The organism is Streptomyces sp. NBC_01294 (assembly GCF_035917235.1).
Lineage (GTDB): Bacteria > Actinomycetota > Actinomycetes > Streptomycetales > Streptomycetaceae > Streptomyces > Streptomyces caledonius.
On the sequence record NZ_CP108423.1, the window covers coordinates 5,597,595 to 5,623,643 of the forward strand.

Genomic DNA, 26,049 nt, shown 5'->3' on the forward strand with positions numbered 1-26,049 from the left:
TGAATTCTGCCGCACGCGGGGCCGGTATCCACCGCTCCGGAGCCCCCGGAACCTCACAGGTCCCGTGGGCCCCATCGCGCGGACCTGTGTGCCTCAGGTGTTGCTGGTGCCCCATTCGTCGTCGGCGCCGCCGCCGACCCGGCCGCGCAGCCCCCGGACCCGCCCGGCGAGCGAGTCCGGTACGGCGTCGCCGACCTTCGCGCTCACGACGGCGAAGGCCTTCCCGGCGTACTCGCGCCCGGTGTGGCCCGCGGTCTCGGCGGCGTTGCGCACCGCAGGGTTCTGCGCGATCTCCCGCGCGGACTTCTTCAGCTTCTCGTAGCGCTCGCGTCCGGCCCGGGTTCCGAGCACGTACCCGAGGGCCAGTCCGACCACGAACGTGACCTTGTACCGCATGCCTGCCACCCTTCGTCGTGTGGTGCCCGGCCTGCTGGCGATACCGATTGGCGGAGCACCCCCCTGCTTGCGCTAATCTATGACTCGCAACGGGCACTCGCCCCCCGGCAAGGCCGGAGGTGGGCTGTTCGATGCACCGCAGCAATCCCCTGTAGCTCAATTGGCAGAGCAGCCGGCTGTTAACCGGCAGGTTACTGGTTCGAGTCCAGTCGGGGGAGCGCGGTCCCCTGTAGCTCAATTGGCAGAGCATTCGGCTGTTAACCGGAGGGTTGCTGGTTCGAGTCCAGCCGGGGGAGCAAGGAAGAGGAAGAGGGCCCCTACGGGGTCCTCTTCTTTTCTTTGCCGCCTCTTCCGGGAACCGGGCAGCCCTCAGCGCGGTCTCTCTGAACAGGCGAAGCCGATCATGCGAGGCATCCGAGGCAGGAGATCGTATGAGCGGCTATGCTGCGGCAGACGGCGCGCACACGTGTACGCGCCACGCCGTGAAGGGGCGGTAGCTCAGCCGGTTAGAGCAGCGGACTCATAATCCGTCGGCCGTGGGTTCGAGTCCCACCCGCCCCACTGCAAGCCGCAGGTGCAGAAACGATCGCACCTGCGGCTTTGGCGTGTTCCGGATCACTTGCGGGCTTAGAAGTCCTCCGTTTCGTCCGCGAGATGGCGCAGTACGTCCGTCAGGTCCTGGCGGCGGGCGTACGCCACGCGCTGGCGGTGGGCGCCCGAGCCGTCGCGCAGCAGGCGGGCCAGGTTCTTGGCCGCGTGGTCCAGGTCGCCCGAGGCGGCCAGTTCCGGGGCGACCAGGTCCAGCAGGGCCTCCGCGAGGTCCGCCGCGGGGAGCTCCGCCCCCGTGTACGGGTCCAGCCCGAAGCCCTCCAGCCCGTCGTGGGCCGCCCGCCAGCGCGCGAGGCGCAGTACCTCGTCCCGTACGGCCGGCTCCGGGCGCTGCTCCTCGATCTCGTGCAGGGCCGTGGCCACCAGTGCGCGGGCCAGTTCGGCCTGGAGGATGGCCGAGTCGATGTCCGGGGACATGTCGGGCGCCCGGATCTCGAGCGTCGGCCAGTGCCCGGAGGGGCGCAGGTCCCAATAGACCATCTTGGTGTCCAGGGCCGCCCCGGAGCCGAGCAGGGTCTGCACCGAGCGCCGGAAGTGGGCCGTGGACGCGTGGTGCGGAGGCAGACCCGCCGAGGGCCAGCCCGACCAGGCCATCGCCCGCCAGCTGGCATGACCGGTGTCACGGCCGCCCCAGAACGGCGAGTTGGCGGCCAGCGCGATCAGCGTGGGCAGCCAGGGTCTGATCCGGTTGGACACGGCCACCGCCGTGTCCACGTCGAGCGTGCCGATGTGGATGTGGCGGCCGCAGCTGACCAGCGTGTCGGTGAGCGCGCCGAAGCGGCGGTGCTGCTCGCGCTGGCGCGGCTCGTCGTCGGTCAGGTGCAGCGGCCCCTCCACGGCGACGACCGGCGAGGGCGCGGCCAGCAGCCGGCAGCCGTGGGCGCGGGCCGCCCGGCCGAGGGTGCGCCGCAGGGCGGCGAGCTCCGTGCGCAGCGAAGCCGCCGAGTGGGCTATCGGGGTGGAAATCTCCACCTGGTAGCGGGTGCCCTCGGGGTGCAGCTCGCCCGGCAGGCCGCCGGCCGTCGCGAGGACCAGCGGGGCGGCGGGGGACACCCGGAAGGTGCGGGCGTCGACGAGCAGGAACTCCTCCTCGACGCCGACGGTGAGGGGGACGGTGGTGTGCACCGTTTTCTGCGTGGTGCCGGTGCTCGTGGTGCTGTTGCCAGGTTCGATCACTACGCCTCCCTGGACATACGAGTCTTTTCATCATGAGCTGAACACGAGGTGAGGAGCGCACGTCGAATCAGTCAAATGTCCGGTGATAGTGGCGAGTTACCGGCAAAGGGCCACCCGCGGCGCGATCCCCGGGCCGCATGGGGCGAGTGGTGCGGGAGGGGGGAGCCGCGGACCGGGACGGCCGGCGGGGCGGACCGCCGCAGGGCCGTCGGGGCGGGCCCCGGCCGCCGGAGGGCCGGTGGTTATCATCCGGGGTGACCCGTACCGCCGAGCCCACCCGACCCAAGCGGCGCATATTCGCCGACCTCACGCCGCTCGCCTCCGTGGACTACCGGCGGCTGTGGATCGGCGGCACCATCTCCTGGGTCGGCCAGGCGATGACCGCCCTCGCGATCTCGCTCCAGGTCTACGACATCACCCGGTCCAGCTTCTCCGTCGGGCTCGTCGGCCTCTTCTCGCTCGTCCCGCTCGTCGTCTTCGGGCTCTACGGCGGTGCCATCGCCGACACCGTGGACCGGCGCAAGCTTGGCCTCTACAGCTCCCTCGGCGCCGCCGCGCTGTCGGTCGCGCTCGCCGGGGCCGCACTGCTCGACTACCACCGGGTCTGGTTCCTGTACGCCATCGTCGCGCTCCAGGCGGTGTGCGGGGCGCTCACCGGGCCGGCGCGGTCCGCCATGATCCCCAGGCTGCTGCCGGCCGAGCAGCTGCCCGCCGCCAACGCCCTGAACTCCGTGACCATGACCTTCGGGACGATGGTCGGCCCCGCACTGGGCGGGCTGATCGTCGCCCTCGGGGGCTACCAGGCGGCGTACCTGATCGACGCGGTGACCTTCTCCGCCGCCCTCTACGCGATGTGGCGGCTGCCGTCGATGAAACCCGACCGCGCCGACGAGGCGCGGGGCCGGGCCTCCGTCGTCGACGGGCTGCGCTTCCTCGGGACCCGGCCCAACATCCGGATGACCTTCTTCACCGACATGGCCGCCATGGTGCTGGCGCAGCCCAAGGCGCTGTTCCCGGCCATCGCCGTGCTCTGGTACGGCGGCGACGCGAAGACGGTCGGCCTGATGGTGGCCGCGATCGCCGCCGGGGCGCTGCTGGGCGGGCTGTTCTCCGGCTGGCAGGGCCGCATCCGGCGGCACGGGCTGGCGATCCTGCTCTCCGTGGCCGGCTGGGGAGCGGCCATGGCCGCGTTCGGACTCACCCGGAACCTGTGGCTCGGGTTGTTCTTCCTGGCCCTGGCCGGGTGCGCGGACACCGTCTCGATGGTGTTCCGCACCACCATGCTCCAGGCCGCCACCCCCGACGAGATGCGCGGCCGCCTACAGGGCGTCTTCATCGTGGTCGTCGCGGGCGGGCCCCGGCTCGGCGACTTCCTCGCCGGGACCGCCGCCGACCTGACCTCCCCGGGCGTGGCCGTCACGGGCGGCGGGCTGGCCTGTGTGCTCGTGCTGTGCCTGCTCGCGCTGCGGTGGCGGAACTTCGCCCGGTACGACGCGCGGTCCCCGCAGGCGTAGCCGCCGGGACCGCTGGGCAGGGCCGGTTGGCTGCGCCGCTCGGTCCGGGCCGGGGGGACGATCGCGCCGCGCCCGGGCGCGCGCCGGGGGCCGGAGGACCGGGCCTCGTTGCGTTCGGCACCCTGCGGGGATCACCCCGACACACACCCGCCCCGGTCGCAATCGGCCCGGCTACGCCTCCACCGGCTCCCGGGTGCGGTCGCCGCCCGCGGAGCCGGTGTTGACGGTGCCGGCCGGCTCGAACAGCAGGATCTGCGCCTCCTCGTCCGCCGACGGGCAGTGCTCCACCCCGCGGGGGACGACGTACATCTCGCCCGGGCCCAGGACCACGTCCCCGTCGCGCAGGCCGATCGTCAGCGTGCCGCCGACGACCAGGAACAGCTCGTCGGTGTCCTCGTGGGTGTGCCAGACGAACTCGCCCTGCAGCCGGGCGAGCTTGACCTCGTAGTCGTTCACGCGGGCGATGCGGCGAGGGGCCCACTGCTCGGTGAAGCCGGCCAGCTTGTCGGAGATGTTGACCTTGTGTGTCGTCATGTGGACAGCCTGGCGGCCCGCCCGCGGATGGTCTTGTACGTTCCTGACATGGCCGCGATACGTCCGCGCAGCACCGTCTCCGCCTGGAAGCCGTCGGTGCCGGGCATCGCCGAGGTCTTCCACGCCCGCTTCACCGAGCACGCGTACCCGGCCCATGTGCACGACACCTGGGCACTGATGATCGTGGACGGCGGGCGGGTGGACTTCGCGCTCGACCGGGAACGGCACGGCGCCGGGGTGTCGGACCAGGTCATCCTGCTGCCGCCCGGGGTGGTCCACGACGGGCGGACCGTGACCGAGGCGGGTTTCCGCAAGCGCGTGCTGTACCTGGACACCTCGGTCCTGCCGGAGCGGCTCACCGGAGCCGCCGTCGACGCCCCGCTGCTGGCCGATCCCGTGCTGCGCGAGCGCGTGCACGGACTGCATCTGGCGCTCGCGCTCGGGGAGGGGGATTCCCTCGAGGCCCAGTCGCGGCTGGCCTTCGTACGGGAGCGGCTGCACCGGTGGCTGACGGGACGTGAGGCGCCGGCGGACGGCCCGTCGGGCCGGGAGGCCGCCGTACGGCTGCGGGAGCTGCTCGACGCGCGGGTGACCGAGGGGATCACGCTGGAGGAGGCGTCGGCCGAGCTGGGGCGCGCACTCGGGGGCCGCGCCCATCCCACGCAGCTGATCCGGAGCTTCCGGACGGCGTACGGGCTGCCGCCGCACGCCTACCTCACCGGGCGCCGGGTCGAGACGGCGCGGCGGCTGCTGCTGACGGGGGTCCGGCCGGCCGAGGCGGCCGTGGCGGCGGGGTTCTACGACCAGGCGCACCTGACCCGGCACTTCGGGCGGCACGTCGGGATCAGCCCGGCGCGGTACGCCCGGTCGGGCTGTACTCGCTGAAGGTGGGGCGCGGGGACACTCCGACGGCCGGGGCCGTCGCGCGGCTGCCGCTGCTGACGGACGGCGCCGGCGCAGCAGGTGACGCGGCTGTACCGGGTGGATGTGAGGGTGCCTGCGCGGGTGCCTGCGGGGCGGCGTTAGAGGGCCGGGGCCGGGGCCGGGCGGGGCCTGGGCCGAGTTGGGCCTGGGCCGAGTCGGGTCCGGGTCGGGTGAGGCGCGGGGGTGAGGTGCGGCGCCGTAGCCGGGGCGCTGCCCCGGACCCCGCGCCTCAAACGCCGGCGGGGCTGGATGGGGCGGCCGGGCTGGGTGTGGTGGGAGGGCTGGGTGTGGTGGGAGGGACGATGCCGCGGGCTACGCCCAGGGAGACCAGGTCCTGGGGGCGGATGCGGAGTTGGTCCGCCGTGGCCGGGGCGGCCGACGGGGGGCGCTTGAGGATGGCCGCCGCCAGTTCCGGGGCGATGACCGAGAAGTAGCTGTCCGGGGTGACCCAGGTGTTCCCCGGCGCGGCCAGCGCGAGGGCGCCGCCCGAGCCGCCCTCGCCGATCAGCAGGGTGGTGACGGGGACGGCCGCCCCGGCCACCGCCGCGAAGGTGTCCGCGATGGCCGCGCCCGCGCCCGCGTGTTCGGCGGCGGCGTCGTTGGCCGCGCCGGGGGTGTCCACCAGGGTGAGCACGGGGATGCCGAGCCGGTCCGCGAGGCGGATGACGCGGGCGGCCGTACGGTAGCCCGCCGGGCGGGTGGCCGTGCCGCACTGGGCGGCGTACGCCACGGCCCGGCCCTCGCGCAGCCCGAATCCGCACAGCATGCCGGGGTCGGTGCCGCCCGCCCGGTCACCGGAGAGGTGCAGGCGCAGCTCGAAGTACGCGTCCAGGTACGCCTCGGCGCGCGGCCGGTCCGGGTGGCGGGCCTGACGGACGGCGTCCCAGCCGGTGGCCGGAGGCCGTACGTCGGCCAGCGCGGCCGGGGGCTCGACGGGCCCGGCCGGCCGGGGCGCGGCCAGCACGCGGAGCCAGTCGGCGAGGGTGCCGGGCAGGTGCGCGGCGGGGGCCACGGCGTCCACGTGGCCGGCGGCGTACTGGCCCTCGGCGCAGTAGGCCGCCGGGTCCGCGTCCGCCGGGCGCACCCGGGAGCCGGCGAACCCGACCTGGGCTCCGGGCAGCGCGAGGACGACGTCGGCCCCGGCCCCGAGGGTGGCCCAGCCGCCGCCGGTGGTCGGATCGCGCAGGACGGCGACCTGGGGGAGCCCCGCGGCCCGGGTCAGGACGCTCTGGCGGGCCACGCGCTGAAGCTGGGTCAGCGCGAGCATGCCCTCCTGCATCCGGGAGCCGCCGGTGGCGATCAGCGAGACGAGGGGGAGGCGCTGCTCGCGGGCGTGCGTGTACGCGGCTTCGAGCCGGTCGCCGGTGCGCCGGCCGAGCGAGCCTCCGAGGAAACCGAACTCGAAGGAGATCACGGCGGCTTCGCGGCCGCCGATGCGGGCGGTGCCGGTGACGACGGACTCCTGCTCGCCGGTGCGTTCGGCGGCGCGGGCGCGGGAGGCGTCGTAGCCGGTCCAGGCGAGGGGGCCGTCGGGGGTGGACTCCCGTTGGGGGGTGGGGAGTTCGGTGAAGCTGCCGGGGTCGGTCACGGAGGCGATGGCCGCGCGGGCCGAGAGGCGGGTCGTCGTCACGGGGTCACCCTAGGGGGTGTCGTGCCGGGCGGGCAGGGCGGTGTGGGTGGGCGGGGGAGGGCCGGGGAGGGCGTGGCGGGTCAGCCGAGGGAGGGGAGGGGGAAGGCGATCTTGAGGGCGTAGGCGGCGACCAGGCCGTAGCCGAGGCGGAAGGTCCAGACGCGGGCGGTGTCGGAGATGCGGGCGCCGGCGAGGGAGCCGAGGACGGCGAGCGTCTGCTGCCAGAGGAGTGAGGCGAGGCCTACGCCGAGGAGGAAGGCGGCTCCGGCCGGGCCGGTGCGGAGGGTGGCGCCCTGGGCGGTGGTGAGGGCGGCGAAGTAGAGGGCGGTGGTGGGGTTGAGGGCGGTGAGGCCGACGTAGCGGGCGAAGGCCTTTGCCGCGGGGCGCGTGCCGGTGCCGGTGCCGGACGCGGGGCTCCGCCCCGGGCCCCGCGCCTCAAACGCCGGCGGGGCTGGATTTGGTGCCGGCCGGGCTGGGGGTGCCTGTGCGGCTGAAAGATCGGGGCTCCGCCCCGGACCCCGCGCCTCAAACGCCGGCGAGGCTGGGTTTGGTGCCGGCCGGGCTGGGGGTGCCTGTGCGGCTGAAAGATCGGGGCTCCGCCCCGGGCCCCGCGCCTCAAGCGCCGGCGAAGCTGGGTTTGGCGCCGGTGGGGCTGGATTTGGTGTCAGTGAGGTGGGGTGGGCCTTGGAGAGGCCGTGGGCTGCGATCGTGAGGAGGATGGCCGCCGAGGCCAGGCGGACCCAGGCTTCGACCGGGGAGATGTGGGAGGCCACCCAGGGGCCCGTGGCCGTGGCGAGGGCCGCGTAGCCGAGGTCGACCGCCGCGATGCCCGCGGCCGCGGCCACCGCCGTCCGGCGGCTCCGCATCGCCTCCTGGAGCAGCAGCACGCTCATCGCGCCCATCGGCATCGCCACGCCCAGCCCCGCGACCGCGCCCGCCAGGGCCGGTGTCATCAGTTCGCTCGTGCTCATGCTCATGGTCATAGGGCGAGGGTCGGCCTCCGGCCCCGAGGGATGAGCGCGAATAACGGGCCCGGCTGCGACAATCGCGGTATGGACCGCCTCGACAGGGAAATCCTCGGCATCCTGCAGCAGGATGCGCGGATCTCGTACCGGGACCTCGGCGTCCGCGTCGGCCTCAGCGCCAACGCCACTGCCGACCGGGTGCGACGGATGCGCCGGGACGGGGTGATCCGCGGGTTCACCGTCGTGGTGGATCCGGCGGCCGACACCGCCGGCGGGCTCGTCGTCTTCATCGACGTCACCCTGCGCCAGGACACCACCAACGAGGAGTTCGAACGGCAGGTCGCCAAGCTGTCCGGGATCACCGAGGTCGTGCACGTGACCGGCGAGCACGACTACCTCGTACGCGCCCGGGCCGCCGACCCCGCCGCCCTCGACGCGCTGCTGCGCCGGCTGAAACGGGAGGCGGGGGTGGCCCAGTCCAACACCCGGATCGCCCTGCGCGCGGCCACCCGGCCCGGCCAGCCCTGAGGCACCGGCCGCCTACAGCGCCGACTCCCACGTCACCGTCGTGCCCCGGGGCCCCGCCGCGGTGCGGCCGTCGTCCGCCACGGTGAGGCGGACCCGGGAGGAGGTCGCCTCCACCACCACCTCCATGGAGGTGGCCTCGCCCCGGCGGTGCGCCGCGGCCAGGGCGGTGCGCAGGGCGGAGAACAGGGCGACGGCCACCGGCTCCGGAAGCAGGGCGTCCACCGCGCCCGCGAAGTGCACCGACGGCTGGAAGCCGAGCAGGACCGCGGCCCCGCTCGTCTCGCGCAGGACCCGCCCCCGGAAGGTGGTCGGGGCGTCGGTCGGCGGCTGCTGGAGGGCGAAGATGGCCGTCCGGACCTCCTGGATGGTGGAGTCCAGCTCGTCGACGGCGCGGCTGAGTTCGTCGCCCACCGTGTCTCCGGACGGGGCGTTCGAGGCGCGCCGCCGGGTGCTTTCGAGCATCATCTCGGTGGCGAAGAGCCGCTGGACCACCAGGTCGTGCAGGTCCCGCGCGATCCGGTCGCGGTCCTCGTACACCGCGAGCTGCTCCCGGTCGTGCTGGGCGTCCGCCAGGACGAGGGCCAGCGCGGCGTGCGTGGCGAACTGTGAGGCGAGCAGCTGGTCCACCGCGTCGTACGGGGGTCCGCCGCGGGCGCGCGGCAGGGCCAGGGTGCCGATCAGCCGGCCGCCGCTCTGCAGCGGAAGCATCATGCTCGGCCCGAACCGTTCCCGGACGTGCGTGGTCATCCGCGGATCCGTCGCCGAGTCCTCGATGAAGACGGGTTCGCCGCCGAGGAGTTGTTCCAGGACCGGCGAGCCGGGGGCGATCGCCGTGCCGACCAGGTCCCCGGGGTCCGCGTGCGTGGAGGCGGCCACGATCTCCATGCCGCCCTCGGGGGTCGGCTGGAGCACCACGCCGGCCGCGGCGTCCGCCAGTACCCGGGCCCGTTCGGCCACGCACTTCAGGGCGTCCGCCGCGGGGGCTCCGGCCAGCAGGGCCGTGGTCACGGCGGCGGCGCCGTCGATCCAGCGCTCCCGGCGGCGCGCGGTCTCGTAGAGCCGGGCGTTGCCGATCGCGATGCCCGCCTGCGTGGCGAGGACGCGCACCAGGGCGAGGTCCTCGTCCGTGAAGGGGCCGCCGCCGCGCTTCTCGGTGAGGTAGAGGTTGCCGAAGACCTCGGTGTGCACCCGGATCGGGACGCCCAGGAAGCTGCGCATCGGAGGGTGGCCCGGCGGGAGGCCGACGGCCCGGGGGTCCTGGGTGAGGTCGTCCAGCAGGAGCGGGCGCGGGTCCTTGAGGAGGACCCCGAGCAGGCCGGAGCGCCCGTCCGGCAGGTGGGGGATGGCGGCCCGCTGCGCCTCGGTGAGCCCGGACGTGAACAGCTCGGTCAGCCGGACGCGCTCGGGGTCGACGACCCCGAGCGCTCCGTACCGGGCTGCGCTCAGCTCGGTCGCCGATTCCACGATGTGCTGGAGGGTGGCGCGCAGCTCCAGTTCGGAGCCGACGCTGAGGACGGCTTCCAGCAGGACGGGGAGGCTCGCCCCGTCCTCCTCGGGCTGCTCGCGGGGTTGCTCGCCGGCTTCCCCGCCGGGCCGCCGTTCGGGCTCGTGCCCGGCGTCGGTCATTCGGACAGCGGGTTGAGGACCATGGGGGCGATCTTCCCTTCGAGCATCGCGCCGAGACCGAGTACGGCGCACACGTCCGGCCGTTCCGCGATGGCGACGGGCATTCCGGTGGCGTCCCGCAGCATCTGGTCCAGGCCCGGCAGCAGGGCGCTGCCGCCCACCATCATGATTCCCCGGTCCGTCAGGTCCGCCACCAGGTCCGGCGGGCAGTCCCGCAGCACCTTGCCGATGCCGTCGAGGACGGCGGTCAGCGGGGTGTGGATGGCGTCCCGCACGGCCGCGGTGTCCACGTGGACGGAACGGGCCAGTCCGGTGGCCACGTCGCGGCCGTGGATCAGGGTGGAGGCCGGTCCCTCGGCGGTGAGGCCGTTGCCGTGCAGGGCCAGTTGGAGCGGCCGGACGGCCTGGCTGGGCAGCATCAGCTCGTGCGCGTGGCGCAGGTGCTGGACGACCGCGTGGTCGATGGCCTCGCCGCCGACCGGGATCCGCTCGGCGGTGACGATCGAGCCGAGGGAGAGGACGGCCACCTGGGTGGCGGCGGCCCCGCACACCATGATCATCGTCGCGGTCGGCTGCTCCACGGGCAGTCCGCAGCCGACGGCCGCCGCGATCAGGGTGTCGACCAGTTCGACGCGCCGGGCGCCGAGTCCGACGAGGGTCTCCACCGTCGCCCGCTGGGCGAGCGGGTCCGCGTCGTGCGGGGTGCAGGCGGCGGCCCGCAGCCGCGGCTTGCGGCGCAGGGCGCGCCGCAGCTTCTCGCCGAGGAGGTGGCGCAGCATCCGCTGGGCCATCTCGATGTCGACGACGGTGCCGCCGGAGACGGGGCGCACGACCCGGATGTAGTCGGGCGTGCGGCCGGTCATCCGTTCGGCGAAGGTGCCGACGGCGATGAGTGCGCCGGTGCGCGTGTTGACCGCGGCGACGCTGGGCTCGTCGACCACGAGGCCGGCGCCCTTGACGTACACGCGGGTCCGGGCCGCCCCCAGGTCGACGGCGACGTGGCAGCGGCGCAACTGCTCAAGACTGACGGTCACGGCAGATCCTCCCGAGGGCACGGACGCAAGAGAACCGGCGGAAATGCCGGTCACATTCCATATCATCTCGGACATTCACGGCTGACCGCCCGTTGGGATGCTCCGGCCGGGGGGTGCCTCGCGGCTGCATGGGGGTGGATTTCTGTACCGACAGGCAGCACCATGCCCGCACTGCACGCGCTACTCACGCGTAACAAGGTAAAGGGGACTCGATGCTGACGGCCCGACAGGCCCTGCCGGCACTTCTGACGCTCTGCCTGACGCTGACGGCGCCCCTCGCGGCCCACGCCGCCGACCGGGGCCCGGCCGGGTCGTCCGAGCAGGTGTCAGCACGCAATCCGGTGGTCTTCGTGCACGGTTACAACGCCGATCCGGGCGTCTGGGGAGCCCTGCGCGCGGACCTGCGGGCCGCCGGGTACGCCGACTCGGAGCTCCACTCCTTCGGCTACGACACCCACCAGTCCGTCAACGAGGTCCTCACCGGACGGCTCGCCGCCTACGTCGACCAGGTCCGCCGCGAGACCGGCGCCGCCAAGGTCGACGTCGTCGCGCACTCCTTCGGCTCGCTGGTGAGCCGCTGGTACGTGAAGTTCGGCGGCGGCGCGGCCACCGTCGGCCACTGGGTCTCGCTGGCCGGACCCAACCGCGGCACCTCCACCGCGTGGGCCTGCGCCCTGTGGGACCAGGCGTGCCGGGACATGACGCCCGGTTCGTACGTGGTGAAGAACCTGAACGGCGGGGACGAGACCCCGGGCGCGGTGAAGTACGCGACCTTCTGGTCCCACTGCGACGAGATCGTCAACCCGGACGACAGCGTGCCGCTGACCGGGGCCGCCAACACGCAGGTCGGCTGCCTCGAGCACAACGACCTGCTCGGGGACGACGGGACCTCGGCGGGCGTACGCGCCTTCCTCGCCTCGTGACCCCTGAACCCCGCAGCCCCGCCTCCTAACTCCTGGCGGCCGCGCCCCCGGCGGGGTCCGCGGCGTCCCCGACGGCGACCCGCTGGAGCAGGCCGTACGTGAACTCCGCGACGCAGGGGCGCCCCTGAGCGGCGAATGCCAGGCGCCAGCGGGTCGGCGCGGTGCCCTCCATCGGCCGTACGGGGGCGAAGGCCAGTGCCACCTCGTCCACCGTCGCCGACCAGGGCAGCAGGTCGTCCGGCGACTCCAGTACGGGGCCCCGCGCGCCCGGCGCCCGGACGAGCCACTCGTTCCACACCGCCCCGTCCGGCGCCGCCAGCACCTCGAAGCGCAGGGCCGGCCAGAGCGGCAGCGGCCACAGCAGGGCCTCGCACTCCAGATCGCCGATCGTGCGGCGCTCGGCGGACTCGGGCGGGCCGAGCACCGAGCGGTACCGGGCCAGCGCGCCGCGGGAGCGGGACTGGGGGTCCCCCCGGACGGAGTCTGGGGGATGGACCATCGCCTGCCAGCGCCTGTTCGCCTCGCGCTGGTCCGCGAGCGAGGCGCCCAGCCGGCGGCGGGCCTCGTCGGCAAGCTCCGGCTGGAAGTCCGCCATCCGCCGCAACAACACCAACTGGAAGGAGACCGGCCCGTAAGTTGTCATGGAGGAAACGATTCCACACAGGATCCTTACGTTCTCGGGATACGGATGTTGCCGCAGACCACGTAGCCTGCGGGCGCCATGAACTACTGCCACGCGTGCCGGAGGCATCTCAACGGCGCACTCGCGTGCGCCGGATGCGGAACCCCGGCTGAGTACCTGATACCCGCCGCGCCCGTCGCCGCGTCCGTCCCCGGACCCGCCGTCGAGGCGCCGGTCGCCGAGGCGCCGACCGCGCTGGCCGACGTGTACGCCGACTCGCTGGTCGTGCTGTCCGCGCCGAACGAGCGAAGAGCCGGTACGCGCCGCCGGGCCACGCACCGGCGGCGCCGCCGGACCGTGCTGACCATCGCGCTCGGGCTGCTGATCGCGCTCGGGGGCTCGCTGGCGGTGGCCCGGATGACCGCCGAAGGCGAGGGCACCGACCGCGCCGCGAAGGTGGTGCTGACCGACGACGGCCCCCAGCAGCCGGCCCCGCTGCCGGACCTGCCGACGGCCGCGCCCACGGGGTCCGGCAAGGCCACCACGAAGGCGGCCGCGAGCACGAAGAAGGCCGGGTCCGGGGCGCCGACCGGGGGCGTCGCCCAGCCGGGGCTGACACCCTCCGCGCCCGCTCCCGTCACGTCGGGGCAGGAGTCCGGTACCCCCGGCCCGGGGAAGACCGTGCAGGGAGGGTCGGGTCAGCCCTCCGAGAGCGTTTCCAGCGGTGCGCCGACGTCGCCCACACCCGCGCCCCCGCCCCCGCCGAAGCCCACGCCGACCAAGGACTGCGGCTTCCTGGGCATGCTGTGCTGGGGCGACTGACTAGCCTCCCAGCATCCGCTTGAGCAGGTCCCGCAGCACCGCCCGCTCCGCCGGGGACAGCCCTGCCAGCGGTTCGCGCGCGAAGTCCAGCGACTCGCGCAGCCGCTCCGCCGTCTGCAGCCCCTCCTCGGTGGGGGCGGCCAGCTTGACCCGCCGGTCGGCGGGGTCCGGGCGGCGCTCGACCAGGCCGCCCCGCTCCAGCCGGTCGACGATCCCGGTCACGTTCGAGGGCTCGCACCTCAGCTTCTGCGCGATGCGGCGCATCGGCATGGGCTCCAGGGAGAGCAGGTTCAGCACCTTGGCCTGGGCGCCGGTCAGCTGATGGCTGGCGGCCGCGTGCTCGTACTCCATGTGGTACCGGGCCACGACATCGCCGATGAGTTCGACGACCTCGACGGTCACTGGGTCTACGCGACGACTGGGCATGGAACCAGCGTACCCATTTACTTGACAACATGAAATATCCAGGCGCATGGTTGTTTCACCTAGTGAAGCAATTTCGTTCTGACCAGGAGCGCCGCATGTCTGAGATCCCCGCCGTCAGCCGCGAGTGGCACCTCGTCCGTCGCCCGCAGGGCTGGCCCGTCGCCGAGGACTTCGCCCTGCGCGAGGTGCCCGTGTCCGCCGAGCCCGCCGCCGGCCGGATCCTCGTACGCAACCTGCACATGTCCGTGGACCCGTACATGCGCGGCCGGATGAACGACGTGAAGTCGTACATCCCGCCCTTCCAGCTGGACGAGCCGATGCAGGGCGGCGCCGTCGGCGAGGTCGTCGCCTCCGCCGCCGAGGGCTTCGCCGTCGGCGACCACGTGCTGCACCACCTGGGCTGGCGCGAGTACGCGGAGCTCGACGCGAAGTTCGCCACCAAGGTGGACGCCTCGCTCGCCCCGCTCTCCGCCTACCTCGGCGTCCTCGGCATGCCGGGCCTGACCGCCTACGCCGGCCTCTTCGAGGTCGCCTCCTTCAAGGAGGGCGACTCCGTCTTCGTCTCCGGCGCCGCCGGTGCGGTCGGCAGCCTCGTCGGCCAGTTCGCCAAGATCAAGGGCGCCTCCCGGGTCATCGGCTCCGCCGGCTCGGACGACAAGGTGACGCTGCTCACGGAGAAGTACGGCTTCGACGCCGCCTTCAACTACAAGAACGGCCCCGTCGCCGAGCAGCTGCCGGCCGCGGCCCCCGAGGGCATCGACGTCTACTTCGACAACGTCGGCGGTGACCACCTGGAGGCCGCCATCTCCTCGATGAAGGTGAACGGCCGGGCCACCCTGTGCGGCGCGATCGCCGGCTACAACGACACCGAGGCCGCCCCCGGCCCGCGCAACCTGATGCAGGTCATCGGCAAGCGCCTGCGCCTGCAGGGCATCCTCGTCAACGACCACGCCGGACTGCAGCAGCAGTTCGTCCAGGACGTCGCCGGATGGCTGCGTTCCGGCGAGCTGCGCTACGACGAGACGGTCGTCGAGGGCGTCGAGAACGCCACCTCGGCCTTCCTCGGCATGCTCCGCGGCGAGAACACCGGAAAGATGATCGTTTCTTTCACCGGTTAGGCTCACTCCACAACCGTCGTGGCCGTGGGCGCGAGTCGCGACGATTACCAGGAGGATCATTCTTCATGTCCATCCAGCAGTCCGACGTCGCGTACACCGCCGTTGCCACCGCCGAGAACGGCCGTGACGGCCGCGTCGCCACCAACGACGGCCAGCTCGACGTCGTCGTGAACCCGCCGAAGGAGCTCGGTGGCAGCGGCGCCGGTACCAACCCGGAGCAGCTGTTCGCCGCCGGCTACAGCGCCTGCTTCCAGGGCGCCCTGGGCGTCGTCGCCAAGAACGTGAACGCCGACATCTCCGGCTCCACGGTCACCGCCGAGGTCGGCATCGGCAAGAACGACGAGGGCTTCGGTCTGATCGTCAAGATCTCCGCCGTGATCCCCAACGTGGACGCCGCCACCGCCAAGGAGCTCATCGAGAAGGCCCACGAGGTCTGCCCGTACTCCAAGGCCACCCGCGGCAACATCACCGTCGAGCTCGCCGTCTGATCCGGCGCAGCTCAGCGAAGGCCGCACCCCGACGGGGTGCGGCCTTCGCCGTCTAAACTGGCCGCATGCGTGATCTTGCGGGGGGCTTCCGGTATCTGCTGGCCGGACAGCGATGGGTGTTCGGCCACGGCCGGTGGTTCGGCTTCGGGCTGCTGCCCGGGCTGGTCTCGCTGGTCCTCTACGCCGGCGCGCTGATCGGGCTCGGCTACGGAGCCGACGACCTGAGCGCCTGGGCGACGCCCTTCGCCGACGGCTGGTCCTCACCGTGGCTCGCGATCTTCCGCGGCTTCCTGACCGCGCTGGTCTTCAGCCTCGGGCTCTTCCTCGCGGTGATCACCTTCACCGCCGTGACCCTGCTGATCGGCCAGCCCTTCTACGAGTCCCTCTCGGAGCAGGTCGACCGCAGCGAGGGCGGCGAGGTCCCCGAGTCCGGGCTCCCGCTCTGGCTGGAGCTGTGGATCTCGGCCCGCGACAGCGTGAAGGTGCTCGCCCGCGTCCTGCTGTACGGGATCCTGCTCTTCGCCCTCGGCTTCATCCCGGTGATCGGGCAGACCGTGGTCCCGGTGCTCGGGTTCTGTGTCTCCGGATACTTCCTCACCCAGGAGCTCACCGCCGTGGCCCTGCAGCGGCGCAAGGTGGACCTGCCCGACCGGCTGGCGCTGCTGCGGTCGCGGCGGATGCTCGTGCTGGGCTTCGGCGTGCCGCTGGTGCTGGCCTTCATCGTGCCGCTGGTCGCGGTGTTCCTGATGCCGGGAGCGGTGGCGGGGGCCACCCTGATGGCGCGCGACCTCATGCGCGCCGACGAGGCTCCGGCCGCCGAATCCACCCCCGCGGGCTTCGGACCGCCCCCGCCGGCGTACTCGTAACCGCCGCTCCCCGACCGTCCTACCGCTTCAGCAGCGTGATCGCCCCCGCCGTGTCCTCCCCGCCGTGGGCGGCCGGATCGGCGGTCAGCCGGCGGCGCATCAGGTCCAGGTACGGGGAGATCAGCTCGGCGCTGACCCCCTGCTGCTCGGCCGTGCGCAGCAGGGTGCCGCTGGCCGCGGTCTGCATCGCCAGGCTGGACACCACCCCGGTGGTGAAGTCCCGCGAGGTCAGCCGCTCGGCGGCGCTGCCGACGAAGAAGCCCATCGCGCCGAGCCACTCGGACAGCAGCGGAGCCAGGTCCTTCGGGGCGATGTCCTCGCCCTCGATCAGCGCGTAGGCGTGCGAGATGCCGGCGAACATCCCGTACATCGCGCTGAGCAGCGCCACGTCGTGCAGCGCCGCGTGCCCGGGGTCCTCGCCGACGAAACGGGCCCCGGCCGGTACCTCCAGCGTCGCCCGGTGGGTGTCGAACAGTGCGCGCGAGCCGCTGTAGAAGACGTAGCCCCCGGCCTCGGGGACGCCGATCATCGTCGGCGTGGCCATGATCCCGCCGTCCACGAACCGGGCCCCGCGCTCCTCGGCCCAGGCGGCCCGTGCGCGCCCCTCGGCCGGGGTGCCGGTGGTGAGGTCGACGAGGTCCTTGCCGGTCAGGTCGACGCCGTCCAGGGCGGAGCCGACGGTGGCGTCGTCCAGCAGGCAGATCACGACCAGCCCGTTCGCCGCGACGGCCTCGGCCGGGCTCGCGGCGACGACGGCCCCTTCGGCGGCCGGCGCCGCGGCCTTGGCGGCGGTGCGGTTCCAGACGGTCAGGCGGTGCCCGGCGGCGAGCCAGGTGCGGGCGAGGGCGGTGCCCATGTCGCCGAGTCCGAGCAGGGTGAGCGAGTTCTTCGGTGCGTTGTCGGTCATGGCGTTTAGCCTGGTGGCAGGCCAGGAGACGCTCAAGTACGCACCTTGGAGTGGGTGGTTACCCCGAGGTGAGCGAGCAGGTGGGGAGTGCGCGATGGCGGTGACACGAAGGCCCGGAGCGGATCACTGCGGGATCGCGGCGGCGATGTCCGTGATCGACGGCAAGTGGAAGGTCTCGCTCCTGTGGGAGCTGGAACAGCGCCCGCGCCGGTTCGGTGAGCTGCGCAGGCTCGTCCCGGGCGTCTCCGAGAAGGTGCTCGCCGCCCAGCTGCGCGAGCTGGAGACCGACGGCATCGTGCACCGCGAGGTGTACGACGAGGTCCCGCCGCGGGTCGAGTACTCCCTGACCCCGCTGGGCCAGGGGCTGAACGCGGCCCTGGAATCCCTGGGGGAGTGGGGTACGAAGCACCTGCTGCCGGACTCCGCATAGCGTTCCGCGTTGTCGAACGGTGATCGGTTACCGGCCCCCGGGTACCCCGGATGGGCCCGTAGTATGCACGGGAGCAAGTGCCAAGGCTGTCTCTCGCCGCCCTTGAGTTCGCCCTGGCCCGGAGCTTCGGCGGGGGCCGGAGCAGGGCAGCGGCTTGCCGAGCCACGACCGGCCGCCGGGCCGACGACCGACCAGCAGTAGGGACCCAGCAGTGACAGTCAGTACCGAGGGCACGGTGGCCGTGCTGCCCCCGGGCGGACCGACCGCGCCCGCCCGCCCGATATCGGCCGCCCGACGAGGGCTCACCTCCCGCGGCACGCTCCTGCTCCTCGAAGCACTCGTCGCGTTCGCCGCGGCGCTCGTGCTTCCGTTGCTCGCCCGCGGCTTCAATTTCAACCCGCTGAACCGGATCGCACAGGTCAGCGCCCTCGCGGCGATCCAGCTGCGGTTCGCGCTCCTCGGCCTGCTGGTCATCGGCGCGGTGGCGCTGGCCATGCGGCTGCGCAAGGGCCGGCACTTCGACCTGACCGCCCGGTTCGCCGCCGCCGGCCTCGCGGGCCTGGCCAGCGGCTTCGTCGCCGCCGGCGCGGTCGTGGCCCTCCACGGCACGCCCTGGCCGATGTTCGGCCTCAACGGCGACAGCGGCCGCATCGTCGAGTGGGCCCACGCGGTGGCCAACGGACGCCCCTCGGGCTCCCCGGTCTACCCGCCGGCCCCCCTCCACACCCTCGGCTACTACGCCGAGTGGTTCCGCGGCGGCAACACCGCCTACGCCTTCAAGGACCTCCAGATCCTCGGCGCCGCCGCCTTCGGCCCGCTGGTCTACCTCTGCTGGCGCATGCTGCTCAGCCCGGTCCGTGCCCTCGCCTTCGGCGTGGCCCCGGCCTTCGCGCTGATCGACGCGTACAAGCCCTACAGCCAGACCGTGCTCGTCATGCTGGTTCCGGTCCTGGTGGCGCTGGTGGTGTCGCTGGGCCGCAGCGGCACGCAGAACTGGCGGCCGCTCCTGCTCAAGGGCGCCGGATTCGGCGCGCTGCTCGGCATGCTCTTCCTCACCTACTCGGGCTGGTTCCTGTGGAGCGCGGCGGGTGTGCTGTTCGCCGCCCTGCTGTACTTCCCGTGGCGGACCGGCCGGCTCAAGGGCGCGGCCTTCCTCGGCGCCACCCTGGCCGCCTTCCTCGTGGTCGCGGGGCGCTACCTCAGGGTCATGCTGATCGAGGGCCAGACCACCAAGGACTACAACTTCCGGTTCGACAACTTCACCGACCCGGCGTACTACCTCATGTGGCGCACGGACATGCCCGGCAAGGTCGGCGAATGGCCGCTGCCCGGTGAATACGGCGGGGTCGGGCTGTTCGCCCTGGTCACCTTCGTCTGCCTGGGTGCCGCGATCTGGCTGGGCATCCGCACGCCGATGGTGGTCACCATCGCCGCGATGTTCATCAGCGCGTGGGTGATGCGCATGTACATCGCCTCGAACATGTACGAGACGCAGACCGTCCAGCTGTACACCCGCACGAACAACCAGCTGCTCTACTGCGGGCTGCTGCTGTCCGCGCTGCTCGTCCACCTGGTCGCGCAGCGGATGGCCGCGCGCCGGGCCGACTCCGGGACCGAGCCCGAGGCCGAGCTCCAGGCCGGGTCCAACGCCTCGCGGGGCACGGCGAGCGCCGGCTTCCCCGGTCGCGAGGGTGCGGTGATCGGAGCCATGTGCGCCCTGCTGCTGCTCCTGGGCACGGTCTCCTCCTCGATGGCAGACCGCTACATGCCGGCCAAGGAGAACACCTACCGGATCCTGCCCTGGGTGTCGCACACCATCACGGAGAAGGACGGGAGCTGCCCGAAGTACGCGCCCGGCGGCACCTGCTCCAAGGACGGCGACCAGAGCTGGCTGACCTTCATCCGATGACCCGGGGGAAACGATGATCTCCGCACTGACGCGGCTGGCCGACTGGTCGGCCCGCACGCCCAAGCGGCTCTGGCTGATCGCGTTCGCGCTGTTCTTCGCGCTCACCGGCTCCTGGTCCGCTGCCAGCCCCATCGGCAGCTCTCCCGACGAGCACGCGCACTTCATCCGTGCCGCGGCCGTCGCCAGGGGCCAGATCGGCGGACCCGAGGTGATGGTCCCGCACACGGTGGCGGGCATCGACGGGCACTTCGCCGAGACCGGGGTGCAGCTTCCGCAGTGGTACCGGAACCTGCCCACGGTGCACGCCTGCTACTCGTGGCAGGAAGCGAAGCCCGCGTCCTGCGCGCCCTCGCTCGGCAACTCCGAGAAGATCGCGCAGGCCACCACCGCGGCCGGCCGCTACCACCCGGCCTACTACCTGGCGACCGGCTGGCCGAGCCTGCTGGCCGACGGCCCCAAGGGCCTGTACCTCATGCGCTTCATGTCGGCGCTGCTCTGCTCGGCCCTGCTGGCCAGCGCGGTGGTCACGGCCGCCGAGTGGCGGCGCCGCTCGCTCGCGGTGCTCGGCGTGCTCGCCGCGGCCACGCCGATGACCCTGTACATGTCCGGCATGGTCAACCCCAGCGGCGGCGAGATCGCCGCCGGGATCCTGGTGTGGACGGCCCTGCTGTCGATCGTCCTGTCACCCGACCCGGTGCTGCTGAACCGCCGGCTCGCCCGGCTGGGCGTCGGCGGCCTGGTGCTGATCAACATCCGGCCGCTCGGACTGATCTGGTTCGGCGGGGCGGTCGTCTTCTGCCTGCTGCTGACGCAGGGGCGCGGAGTGCTGGGATCGGTGCTGCGCCGCAAGGCCCTGTGGCTCTGGACGGCCCTGCTGGGCCTGGCGACGGCCGGTGCGCTGCTCTGGGCGGCGAGGCACCCGGACAACTCGAAGATAGACATCCCCGCCTCGCTCACCACGGTCGTCGCCGCGAAGCGCACCCTCGGCAACACCGAGGTCTACATCAAGCAGATGCTCGGGTTCTTCGGCTGGCTGGACACCCCGGGCCCGGCCCTGATGTACCTGGTGTGGACGGCCGTGCTCGCGACGCTCGTCGCGCTGGCGCTGGTCTACGGCCGCAAGCGCGAGGTGGTGGCGGTGCTCGGCATGCTGGTGGCCGTCGTGATGGTGCCGGTGCTTGCGCAGGCCTCGCAGGCGGAGCGGATCGGCATGGTGTGGCAGGGCCGCTACCTGCTGCCCTTCGCCGTCGGCCTGCCGCTGATGGCGGTGCTGATCTGCGCCACGCGCGCACCCGAGCGCGGCTTCCCCTGGCGGCGGCTGGTCGGCTTCTGCATCGGCGGCCTCGCGCTGGCCAACGCGGCGGCCTTCTACTGGACGCTGCGCCGGTTCGCCGTCGGCACCGGCGGTCCGTGGCTGGCGACCCCGGCCCACTGGGCCCCGCCCGGCGGCTGGGTGCTCTGGACCGGCGTGTACGCGGTGGCGGCCCTGGCCGTCGTGGTGCCGGCCCTGGTCTCGGACCGCGAGGACGCCGCGCCGCGGCTCCCGGACCCCGGCACGCCGAGTCCGGGCCGCCGCTCGCGGGTGCCCGAGCCCGCCTGACGCATCCGTCAGGCGGCGGGGCCGACCTCGGCCGTCACCACGGACGGCGTGCGGTCGTCGGCCTCGGCCAGCAGGGCGCCGCCCGGGGCCCAGAGCGCCGCGCGGCCGCAGCCGGTCCACGGGCCCGCCGGGCCGACGTGGTTGGCGAGGACCACGTACAGGCCGTGGTCCCGGGCGATCCCGGGGTACACGGTGGCCCGCTCGTGGATCCCGTCGCCCGTCCCGTACAGGGAGCTCGCCAGGTGGACCCGGCAGCCGTCGGCGGCGCCGCGGCCCGGCAGGCCGGGGAAGTGGTTGTCGTAGCAGATGCCCAGCGAGAAGCGGATCCCGCCGAGCGCGAAGCGCCCGTCACCCTCGCCGGCCTGGAAGACCTCCTGCTCGTGGCGGAAGAGGTGCTGCTTCGCGTACGTCGTCACGTGCGCGCCGTCCGCGTCGTGGACCAGCGTCGCGATGGCCGGTCGCGGGCCTCCGGTGGGCAGGGCGACATTGACCGCGGTGGCGATCCCGGCGGAGCGCAGGGGGTCCAGGCGGGGGTCGTCGGCGGCCGTCCACAGGCCCGGGTCGGCGGCCAGTGCGGCCAGTTCGTACCCGGTGAGCGTGAGCTCGGGGAAGACGACCAGCTCGGCGCCCTGGTCGCGGGCCGTGGCGGCGAGCGCGGCGGCCCGGGCGGCGTTGGCGGGGACATCGCCCGGGGCGCACGTCATCTGCGCTGCGGCGATCCTCACGGACGCGGCGCGGTCGGGAGGGCCGCGGTCGGCGAGACGGTCACCGACTGGATCACGACGTGGTGGTCGGAGAAGGCCGAGTCGGTCACCGTGCACCCGCGCCGGATCTCGCTGGTGAAGACGTAGTCGATCTTCGCGCCGGAGTGGTGCGTGGCCCGGCCGGTGCGCGGGGAGTCCGTCTGCTCCTGGTCGCACTCCTGGTAGCCCGTGGCGCCGAGGGCGCGGCCGGTGGAGTAGAGCCCGGCGGGCCACACCCAGGCGTCCTTGGTGTTCGCGGAGTCCGGGGACAGCGCGTTGAAGTCGCCCCCGAAGACCGTCCGGGGGTACTCGTCCACGACGGCCTTGATCTCCGCGAACTGGTCGTCCCGGTAGTCCCACGTCGGGTGGTCCGGGTTGCTGCCCAGGGGCGAAGCGTGGACGTTGCACACCCGCACGCTCAAGGTGACCGCCGTCGCGCACTGGAAGGGCCGCTGCTGGCCGACGTACGGCTGCGTCGTCGGGTACTCCCGCGCGCCCGACATCTGACCCTTGACCACGATCGCGGTTCCGATGCGGTCGGCCCGCCCGTTGTCCTCACCGCAGCGGCTGTTCCACTTGCCGGCGGCTCCCTGCGACCACTGGTACGGGGCGAAGCTCTTGTTCCAGTCCGGGCCCAACTGGCTCATCAGCGCGGTGAGGTCGTCCTCGCACACCTCCTGGAGCAGCGCGACCTGGACGTCGTCGTTCTGGACGTGGTGCCTGACCACGTCGATCTTGTCCTGCGGCGTGCCGGTGCCCCCGCAGTGCCAGGTGGAGCGCTGCGAGCCGCAGATGTTCCAGGACATGACCTGGAGGTCCCTCGTCCCGGCGGCCGCGGCCGACGGCGTCCCCAGGCCGGCGGCGACCAGCAGTGTGGTCAGCGCCCCGGCGGTCGTCTTCGCCCATCCGGACATTCCCATGGAAGTACCCACCCCTCTTCTTCGGACCCTTGCGATGATCAAGGTATCCGGCGGGCGGACCGGGTCAGCCATGGGCCCCCGGGCCCCGCAGGAGGGTCAGGAAGGAACGGAAGGCCGCGGGCATGTCCACCGATTCCGGGGCCAGCAGCCACTGGTACTGGAGGCCGTCCATGACCGCCGTCAGCAGCGGGGCCGCCTGCTCCGGGGTGAGGCCCGAGGGGAGGCGGTCGCCGAACTCGGCGCGCAGCACCGCCGCCATCTCCGAGCGGACCTGGGCGTAGCGCTCGGTGAAGAACTCCCGCGCGGGGTGCCCGTCGGTGACGCTCTCGCCCAGCAGCGCCGAGAAGGTCTGCACGATGCCCGGGCGCATGGCGTTGTAGTCCACCAGCGAGGCCAGCAGGTCCAGGCGCCAGGTGCCGGCCGAGGCGCGCGAGCCGCCGCCCGTGTCCCAGCGGTCGCGCTCCTCCAGGACCGCGACCAGCAGGGCCTCCTTGGTCGGGAAGTAGTGCAGCAGCCCTTGCTGGGTCAGCCCCACGCGCTCGGCGACCGTACTCAGGGACGCGCCCCGGTAGCCGCGCTCCGCGATCACCTCGACGGCCGCGCGGACGATCTCCCCGCGGCGCTCCTCGCTCCTCGCCCTGACCATCGCCCGGCACCCCTTCCCGTTCACTCCTGCCAGCAGGACCGTACGGCATTCGAATATCACGAACGGATTACAAACCCTACCGTTCAACAGGCAACAGGTCCACGATGGGGCCACCGCACAGAACCGCACCGCACCGCACTCAACGAGGAGGCACGGCCGTGACCGATGCCGATCAGGTCCGCGATCAGATACGCAACGACGCCGTGGAGGCGGCGCTGGGCAAGCTGGATCTCGACACCAAGGCCCGCCTCCTGGCCGGCCAGGACATGTGGTCCCTGCCCGCCGTCCCCGGGATCGGGCTGCGGTCCCTGGTCATGTCCGACGGTCCCATCGGGGTCCGCGGCGTGCGCTGGACCGCCGACGACCCGTCCATCGCCCTGCCCTCCCCGACCGCGCTCGCCGCGGCCTGGGACCCGGAGCTCGCCCGCCGCGCCGGCCGGCTCCTCGCCCAGGAGGCCCGCCGCAAGGGCGTCCACGTCCTCCTCGCGCCCACCGTCAACCTGCACCGCTCCCCGCTCGGCGGCCGGCACTTCGAGTGCTACTCCGAGGACCCCCTTCTCACCGGCGCCGTCGGCAGCGGCTACGTGACCGGCGTCCAGGAGGGCGGGGTCGGCACAACCGTCAAGCACTTCGTCGGCAACGACGCCGAGACCGACCGGTTCACCGTCGACAGCGTCATCGCCCCGCGCCCGCTGCGCGAGTTGTACCTGGCGCCCTTCGAGGCCATCGTCGACAATGCCCACCCCTGGGGCATCATGACCGCGTACAACGAGGTCAACGGCACCACGATGACCGAGCACCGGTACCTGGTGAACGAGGTCCTGCGCGGCGAATGGGGCTTCGACGGCTGCAACGTCTCCGACTGGATGGCCGCCCGCTCCACCGCCGGCGACATCGAAGGCGGCCTGGACGTCGCCATGCCCGGCCCCACCACCGTCTACGGACCGGCCCTCGCCGAGGCCGTCCGCGCCGGGGAGGTCCCCGAGTCCGCCGTCGACGAGGCCATCCGCAACGTCCTGCGCCTCGCCGCCCGCGTCGGCCTCCTGGAGGGCGCTCCCGCCGTCGTCGAGACCGCCCCGGCCCCGATCGACGGCCAGGCGCTGGCCCGCGAGCTCGCCGCCCGCGGCTTCGTCCTGGTCAGGAACCAGGACCTGCTGCCGCTCGACGCGACGGCCGGCGGCACCGTCGCCCTCCTCGGCGCCGCCGCCCGCGACGCCCGCGTCCTCGGCGGCGGCAGCGCCACCGTCTTCCCCGAGCGGGTCGTCTCCCCGCTCGACGGCCTCACCGCGGCCCTCCCCGAAGGGGCCCTGACCTACGCCGTCGGCGCCGACCCCTCCGACGAACCCACCCCCGCCGACAAGGGCTTCGAGCTGCGCGCCGTCTGCCGCGACGCCTCCGGGGCGGTCCTCGGCACGGGCAGCCTGCCGTCCGGCCAGGTCCAGTGGATCGGCGACGACCTGCCCGCGGGTGTCACGTACGAGACGATGGCGAGCATCGAGGTCACCGGGACGTTCCTGCCGCGCGAGAGCGGGGAGCACGCCTTCGGGACCCGCGGACTGGGCGCCTTCGCCCTCTCCGTCGGCGGCCGGAGCCTGTGGAGCGGCGTCCAGGAAATGGGCAACGAGGCCGACCCGTTCGAGGCCTTCTTCGGCGCCCCCTGCGAACGCGCCCGCGTCACCCTCGCCGAGGGCGAGCCCGTCGAGGTGTCACTGACCTACCAGGTCCCCGACATGACCGCGCTGCCGCTCCGGGCGGTCATGTTCTCGCTGCTCCACCTCGGCCCGCAGCGCGACGCCGACGAGCTGATCGCCGAAGCCGTGGCGGCCGCCCGCGCCGCCGACACCGCCGTCGTGGTCGTCGCCACCACCGAGCGCGTGGAGTCCGAGGGCTTCGACCGCACGGACCTGCGGCTCCCGGGCCGCCAAGACGACCTGGTGCGCGCCGTCGCCGCCGTCAACCCGAACACCGTGGTCGTCGTCAACGCGGGCTCCCCGGTGGAGCTCCCGTGGCGCGAGGACGTCGCCGCCGTGCTCCTGACCTGGTTCCCCGGGCAGGAGGGCGGGGCCGCGCTGGCCGACGTACTGCTCGGCGACACGGAGCCGGGCGGGCGGCTGCCCACCACCTGGCCCGCGCGGTTCGCGGACGCGCCCGTCACCGAGGTCGTCCCCACCGAGGGGCGACTGGAGTACCGCGAGGGCCTCTTCATCGGCTACCGGGCCTACGAGAAGCACGCCGTCGCCCCCGCCTTCCCCTTCGGGCACGGCCTCGGCTACACCGACTGGGCGTACGAGTCCCTGGAGGCCACCGCCGACACGGTCCGGGTCCGCGTCACCAACACCGGCACCCGGCCCGGCCGCGAGGTCGTCCAGGTCTACCTGGCGCCCGCGGCCCCGGCGTCCGACGGCGCGCAGAGCGCGGCCGTGGAGCGGCCGGCGAGCTGGCTGGCCGGCTTCGCGGGCGTCGCGGCCGGCCCCGGCGAGAGCGTCGAGGCCGTGATCGCCCTGCCCGCCCGGGCCTTCGAGATCTGGGACGAGGAGGCCCGCGGCTGGCGGCGGATCGGCGGCACCTACGAGGTCCGCGCGAGCCACTCGCACGGTGACATCCGGCTGACGGCGACGCTCGACGTCGAGTGACACACCGTATGGCCGGAAATCACCCCTGAAAAGCCGGTCCGGGGGCGGGCCCTGACACCC

The 26,049-nt window shown here is 73.3% G+C and carries 25 protein-coding genes and 3 tRNA genes; 15 read left to right on the forward strand and 13 right to left on the reverse strand.

The genetic code is table 11. The features are described 5' to 3' along the window. Positions 1-93: 93 nt before the first annotated feature. Positions 94-396 carry a YtxH domain-containing protein gene (locus OG534_RS25235; RefSeq protein ID WP_326590941.1) on the reverse strand — a complete coding sequence of 101 codons (303 nt, stop codon included), beginning with the start codon at positions 394-396 and terminating at the stop codon, positions 94-96. 145 nt (positions 397-541) lie between these two features. Here OG534_RS25235 and OG534_RS25240 point away from each other — a divergent pair. The 3 genes from OG534_RS25240 (at position 542) to OG534_RS25250 (ending at position 957) form a co-directional block, all read left to right on the forward strand. Further along, positions 542-614, forward strand: a tRNA-Asn gene (locus OG534_RS25240). A gap of 5 nt (positions 615-619) precedes the next feature. Continuing rightward, positions 620-692 (forward strand) — tRNA-Asn (locus tag OG534_RS25245). 191 nt (positions 693-883) lie between these two features. Next, positions 884-957: transfer RNA gene (locus tag OG534_RS25250), tRNA-Ile, on the forward strand. Positions 958-1,023: 66 nt separating this feature from the next. Here the strand turns inward: OG534_RS25250 and OG534_RS25255 are convergent. Further along, positions 1,024-2,181, reverse strand: a complete 1,158-nt coding sequence (locus OG534_RS25255; RefSeq protein WP_326590943.1) for a carboxylate-amine ligase — start codon at positions 2,179-2,181, stop codon at positions 1,024-1,026. A gap of 254 nt (positions 2,182-2,435) precedes the next feature. Between OG534_RS25255 and OG534_RS25260 the strand changes: the two genes are divergently transcribed. Then, positions 2,436-3,695: an MFS transporter gene (locus tag OG534_RS25260; RefSeq protein ID WP_326590944.1), complete on the forward strand. Its 1,260-nt coding sequence runs from the start codon at positions 2,436-2,438 to the stop codon at positions 3,693-3,695. Positions 3,696-3,866: 171 nt separating this feature from the next. On the opposite strand, the gene OG534_RS25265 is transcribed toward OG534_RS25260, so the two are convergent. Beyond that, positions 3,867-4,229, reverse strand: a complete 363-nt coding sequence (locus tag OG534_RS25265; protein WP_326590946.1) for a cupin domain-containing protein — start codon at positions 4,227-4,229, stop codon at positions 3,867-3,869. A 48-nt stretch (positions 4,230-4,277) separates the two neighbouring features. On the opposite strand from OG534_RS25265, the gene OG534_RS25270 reads away from it, so the two are divergent. After that, complete coding sequence (locus OG534_RS25270) at positions 4,278-5,114, forward strand: AraC family transcriptional regulator (protein ID WP_326590947.1); 837 nt, start codon at positions 4,278-4,280, stop codon at positions 5,112-5,114. Positions 5,115-5,382: 268 nt separating this feature from the next. Here OG534_RS25270 and OG534_RS25275 read toward each other — a convergent pair whose 3' ends face one another. Both OG534_RS25275 and OG534_RS25280 read right to left on the reverse strand, forming a co-directional pair. After that, the gene (locus OG534_RS25275) at positions 5,383-6,783 is read right to left on the reverse strand and encodes a carboxyl transferase domain-containing protein (RefSeq protein WP_326590948.1); all 1,401 of its coding nucleotides are present in this window, start codon (positions 6,781-6,783) and stop codon (positions 5,383-5,385) included. An 80-nt stretch (positions 6,784-6,863) separates the two neighbouring features. Then, the gene (locus OG534_RS25280; protein ID WP_326590949.1) at positions 6,864-7,754 is read right to left on the reverse strand and encodes a LysE family transporter; all 891 of its coding nucleotides are present in this window, start codon (positions 7,752-7,754) and stop codon (positions 6,864-6,866) included. 81 nt (positions 7,755-7,835) lie between these two features. On the opposite strand from OG534_RS25280, the gene OG534_RS25285 reads away from it, so the two are divergent. Then, a complete protein-coding gene (locus tag OG534_RS25285; protein ID WP_326590950.1) occupies positions 7,836-8,276 on the forward strand; it encodes an Lrp/AsnC family transcriptional regulator in 441 nt (146 codons plus the stop codon). Between the two features lie 12 nt (positions 8,277-8,288). On the opposite strand, the gene OG534_RS25290 is transcribed toward OG534_RS25285, so the two are convergent. Both OG534_RS25290 and OG534_RS25295 read right to left on the reverse strand, forming a co-directional pair. Further along, entirely contained in the window at positions 8,289-9,902 is a 1,614-nt protein-coding gene (locus OG534_RS25290; protein WP_326590951.1) for a sensor histidine kinase, read from the reverse strand. After that, the gene (locus OG534_RS25295) at positions 9,899-10,936 is read right to left on the reverse strand and encodes a rod shape-determining protein (RefSeq protein WP_326590952.1); all 1,038 of its coding nucleotides are present in this window, start codon (positions 10,934-10,936) and stop codon (positions 9,899-9,901) included. The genes OG534_RS25290 and OG534_RS25295 overlap by 4 nt, the downstream gene beginning before the upstream one ends. A gap of 212 nt (positions 10,937-11,148) precedes the next feature. Here OG534_RS25295 and OG534_RS25300 point away from each other — a divergent pair, with 212 nt between their 5' ends. Next, complete coding sequence (locus OG534_RS25300; protein WP_326590953.1) at positions 11,149-11,859, forward strand: esterase/lipase family protein; 711 nt, start codon at positions 11,149-11,151, stop codon at positions 11,857-11,859. Positions 11,860-11,884: 25 nt separating this feature from the next. On the opposite strand, the gene OG534_RS25305 is transcribed toward OG534_RS25300, so the two are convergent. Next, complete coding sequence (locus OG534_RS25305) at positions 11,885-12,502, reverse strand: hypothetical protein (protein ID WP_326590954.1); 618 nt, start codon at positions 12,500-12,502, stop codon at positions 11,885-11,887. A 78-nt stretch (positions 12,503-12,580) separates the two neighbouring features. On the opposite strand from OG534_RS25305, the gene OG534_RS25310 reads away from it, so the two are divergent. Further along, complete coding sequence (locus OG534_RS25310) at positions 12,581-13,303, forward strand: SCO2400 family protein (protein WP_326590955.1); 723 nt, start codon at positions 12,581-12,583, stop codon at positions 13,301-13,303. Here OG534_RS25310 and OG534_RS25315 read toward each other — a convergent pair whose 3' ends face one another. Beyond that, complete coding sequence (locus OG534_RS25315; RefSeq protein ID WP_326590956.1) at positions 13,304-13,729, reverse strand: MarR family winged helix-turn-helix transcriptional regulator; 426 nt, start codon at positions 13,727-13,729, stop codon at positions 13,304-13,306. Between the two features lie 95 nt (positions 13,730-13,824). On the opposite strand from OG534_RS25315, the gene OG534_RS25320 reads away from it, so the two are divergent. From OG534_RS25320 to OG534_RS25330, 3 genes are all read left to right on the forward strand, one after another. Continuing rightward, on the forward strand, positions 13,825-14,847 hold the full coding sequence (locus tag OG534_RS25320) for an NADP-dependent oxidoreductase (protein ID WP_326590957.1): 1,023 nt from the start codon (positions 13,825-13,827) through the stop codon (positions 14,845-14,847). A gap of 65 nt (positions 14,848-14,912) precedes the next feature. After that, entirely contained in the window at positions 14,913-15,335 is a 423-nt protein-coding gene (locus OG534_RS25325) for an organic hydroperoxide resistance protein (protein WP_030657091.1), read from the forward strand. Between the two features lie 65 nt (positions 15,336-15,400). Further along, positions 15,401-16,201, forward strand: a complete 801-nt coding sequence (locus OG534_RS25330; RefSeq protein ID WP_326590958.1) for an EI24 domain-containing protein — start codon at positions 15,401-15,403, stop codon at positions 16,199-16,201. A 19-nt stretch (positions 16,202-16,220) separates the two neighbouring features. Here the strand turns inward: OG534_RS25330 and OG534_RS25335 are convergent, their stop codons facing one another. After that, a complete protein-coding gene (locus OG534_RS25335; RefSeq protein WP_326590959.1) occupies positions 16,221-17,108 on the reverse strand; it encodes an NAD(P)-dependent oxidoreductase in 888 nt (295 codons plus the stop codon). Between the two features lie 94 nt (positions 17,109-17,202). Between OG534_RS25335 and OG534_RS25340 the strand changes: the two genes are divergently transcribed. The 3 genes from OG534_RS25340 to OG534_RS25350 all read left to right on the forward strand — a co-directional run bounded on the left by OG534_RS25340 (position 17,203) and on the right by OG534_RS25350 (position 21,047). Then, positions 17,203-17,538 (forward strand): winged helix-turn-helix transcriptional regulator, encoded by a 336-nt coding sequence (locus OG534_RS25340; protein WP_326590960.1) that lies wholly within the window; start codon positions 17,203-17,205, stop codon positions 17,536-17,538. A 211-nt stretch (positions 17,539-17,749) separates the two neighbouring features. Further along, entirely contained in the window at positions 17,750-19,447 is a 1,698-nt protein-coding gene (locus tag OG534_RS25345) for a hypothetical protein (RefSeq protein ID WP_326590961.1), read from the forward strand. A gap of 13 nt (positions 19,448-19,460) precedes the next feature. Beyond that, positions 19,461-21,047 carry a DUF2142 domain-containing protein gene (locus OG534_RS25350; protein WP_326590962.1) on the forward strand — a complete coding sequence of 529 codons (1,587 nt, stop codon included), beginning with the start codon at positions 19,461-19,463 and terminating at the stop codon, positions 21,045-21,047. Positions 21,048-21,055: 8 nt separating this feature from the next. Here OG534_RS25350 and OG534_RS25355 read toward each other — a convergent pair whose 3' ends face one another. The 3 genes from OG534_RS25355 to OG534_RS25365 all read right to left on the reverse strand — a co-directional run bounded on the left by OG534_RS25355 (position 21,056) and on the right by OG534_RS25365 (position 23,356). Beyond that, entirely contained in the window at positions 21,056-21,772 is a 717-nt protein-coding gene (locus tag OG534_RS25355) for a carbon-nitrogen hydrolase family protein (RefSeq protein WP_326590963.1), read from the reverse strand. After that, the gene (locus OG534_RS25360; protein ID WP_326590964.1) at positions 21,769-22,710 is read right to left on the reverse strand and encodes an endonuclease/exonuclease/phosphatase family protein; all 942 of its coding nucleotides are present in this window, start codon (positions 22,708-22,710) and stop codon (positions 21,769-21,771) included. The genes OG534_RS25355 and OG534_RS25360 overlap by 4 nt, the downstream gene beginning before the upstream one ends. A 64-nt stretch (positions 22,711-22,774) precedes the next feature. Next, a complete protein-coding gene (locus OG534_RS25365; protein ID WP_326590965.1) occupies positions 22,775-23,356 on the reverse strand; it encodes a TetR/AcrR family transcriptional regulator in 582 nt (193 codons plus the stop codon). Between the two features lie 104 nt (positions 23,357-23,460). Between OG534_RS25365 and OG534_RS25370 the strand changes: the two genes are divergently transcribed. Beyond that, positions 23,461-25,989, forward strand: a complete 2,529-nt coding sequence (locus OG534_RS25370) for a beta-glucosidase family protein (protein WP_326590966.1) — start codon at positions 23,461-23,463, stop codon at positions 25,987-25,989. Positions 25,990-26,049: the final 60 nt, after the last annotated feature.

Coding starts and splice junctions, on each gene's coding strand:
- OG534_RS25235 (WP_326590941.1), bottom strand. CDS start 396: ATGCGGTACAAGGTCACGTTCGTGGTCGGACTGGCCCTCGGGTACGTG.
- OG534_RS25265 (WP_326590946.1), bottom strand. CDS start 4,229: ATGACGACACACAAGGTCAACATCTCCGACAAGCTGGCCGGCTTCACC.
- OG534_RS25270 (WP_326590947.1), top strand. CDS start 4,278: ATGGCCGCGATACGTCCGCGCAGCACCGTCTCCGCCTGGAAGCCGTCG.
- OG534_RS25280 (WP_326590949.1), bottom strand. CDS start 7,754: ATGAGCACGAGCGAACTGATGACACCGGCCCTGGCGGGCGCGGTCGCG.
- OG534_RS25285 (WP_326590950.1), top strand. CDS start 7,836: ATGGACCGCCTCGACAGGGAAATCCTCGGCATCCTGCAGCAGGATGCG.
- OG534_RS25290 (WP_326590951.1), bottom strand. CDS start 9,902: ATGACCGACGCCGGGCACGAGCCCGAACGGCGGCCCGGCGGGGAAGCC.
- OG534_RS25300 (WP_326590953.1), top strand. CDS start 11,149: ATGCTGACGGCCCGACAGGCCCTGCCGGCACTTCTGACGCTCTGCCTG.
- OG534_RS25305 (WP_326590954.1), bottom strand. CDS start 12,502: ATGACAACTTACGGGCCGGTCTCCTTCCAGTTGGTGTTGTTGCGGCGG.
- OG534_RS25310 (WP_326590955.1), top strand. CDS start 12,581: ATGAACTACTGCCACGCGTGCCGGAGGCATCTCAACGGCGCACTCGCG.
- OG534_RS25315 (WP_326590956.1), bottom strand. CDS start 13,729: ATGCCCAGTCGTCGCGTAGACCCAGTGACCGTCGAGGTCGTCGAACTC.
- OG534_RS25320 (WP_326590957.1), top strand. CDS start 13,825: ATGTCTGAGATCCCCGCCGTCAGCCGCGAGTGGCACCTCGTCCGTCGC.
- OG534_RS25325 (WP_030657091.1), top strand. CDS start 14,913: ATGTCCATCCAGCAGTCCGACGTCGCGTACACCGCCGTTGCCACCGCC.
- OG534_RS25330 (WP_326590958.1), top strand. CDS start 15,401: ATGCGTGATCTTGCGGGGGGCTTCCGGTATCTGCTGGCCGGACAGCGA.
- OG534_RS25335 (WP_326590959.1), bottom strand. CDS start 17,108: ATGACCGACAACGCACCGAAGAACTCGCTCACCCTGCTCGGACTCGGC.
- OG534_RS25340 (WP_326590960.1), top strand. CDS start 17,203: ATGGCGGTGACACGAAGGCCCGGAGCGGATCACTGCGGGATCGCGGCG.
- OG534_RS25350 (WP_326590962.1), top strand. CDS start 19,461: ATGATCTCCGCACTGACGCGGCTGGCCGACTGGTCGGCCCGCACGCCC.
- OG534_RS25360 (WP_326590964.1), bottom strand. CDS start 22,710: ATGGGAATGTCCGGATGGGCGAAGACGACCGCCGGGGCGCTGACCACA.
- OG534_RS25365 (WP_326590965.1), bottom strand. CDS start 23,356: ATGGTCAGGGCGAGGAGCGAGGAGCGCCGCGGGGAGATCGTCCGCGCG.
- OG534_RS25370 (WP_326590966.1), top strand. CDS start 23,461: ATGGGGCCACCGCACAGAACCGCACCGCACCGCACTCAACGAGGAGGC.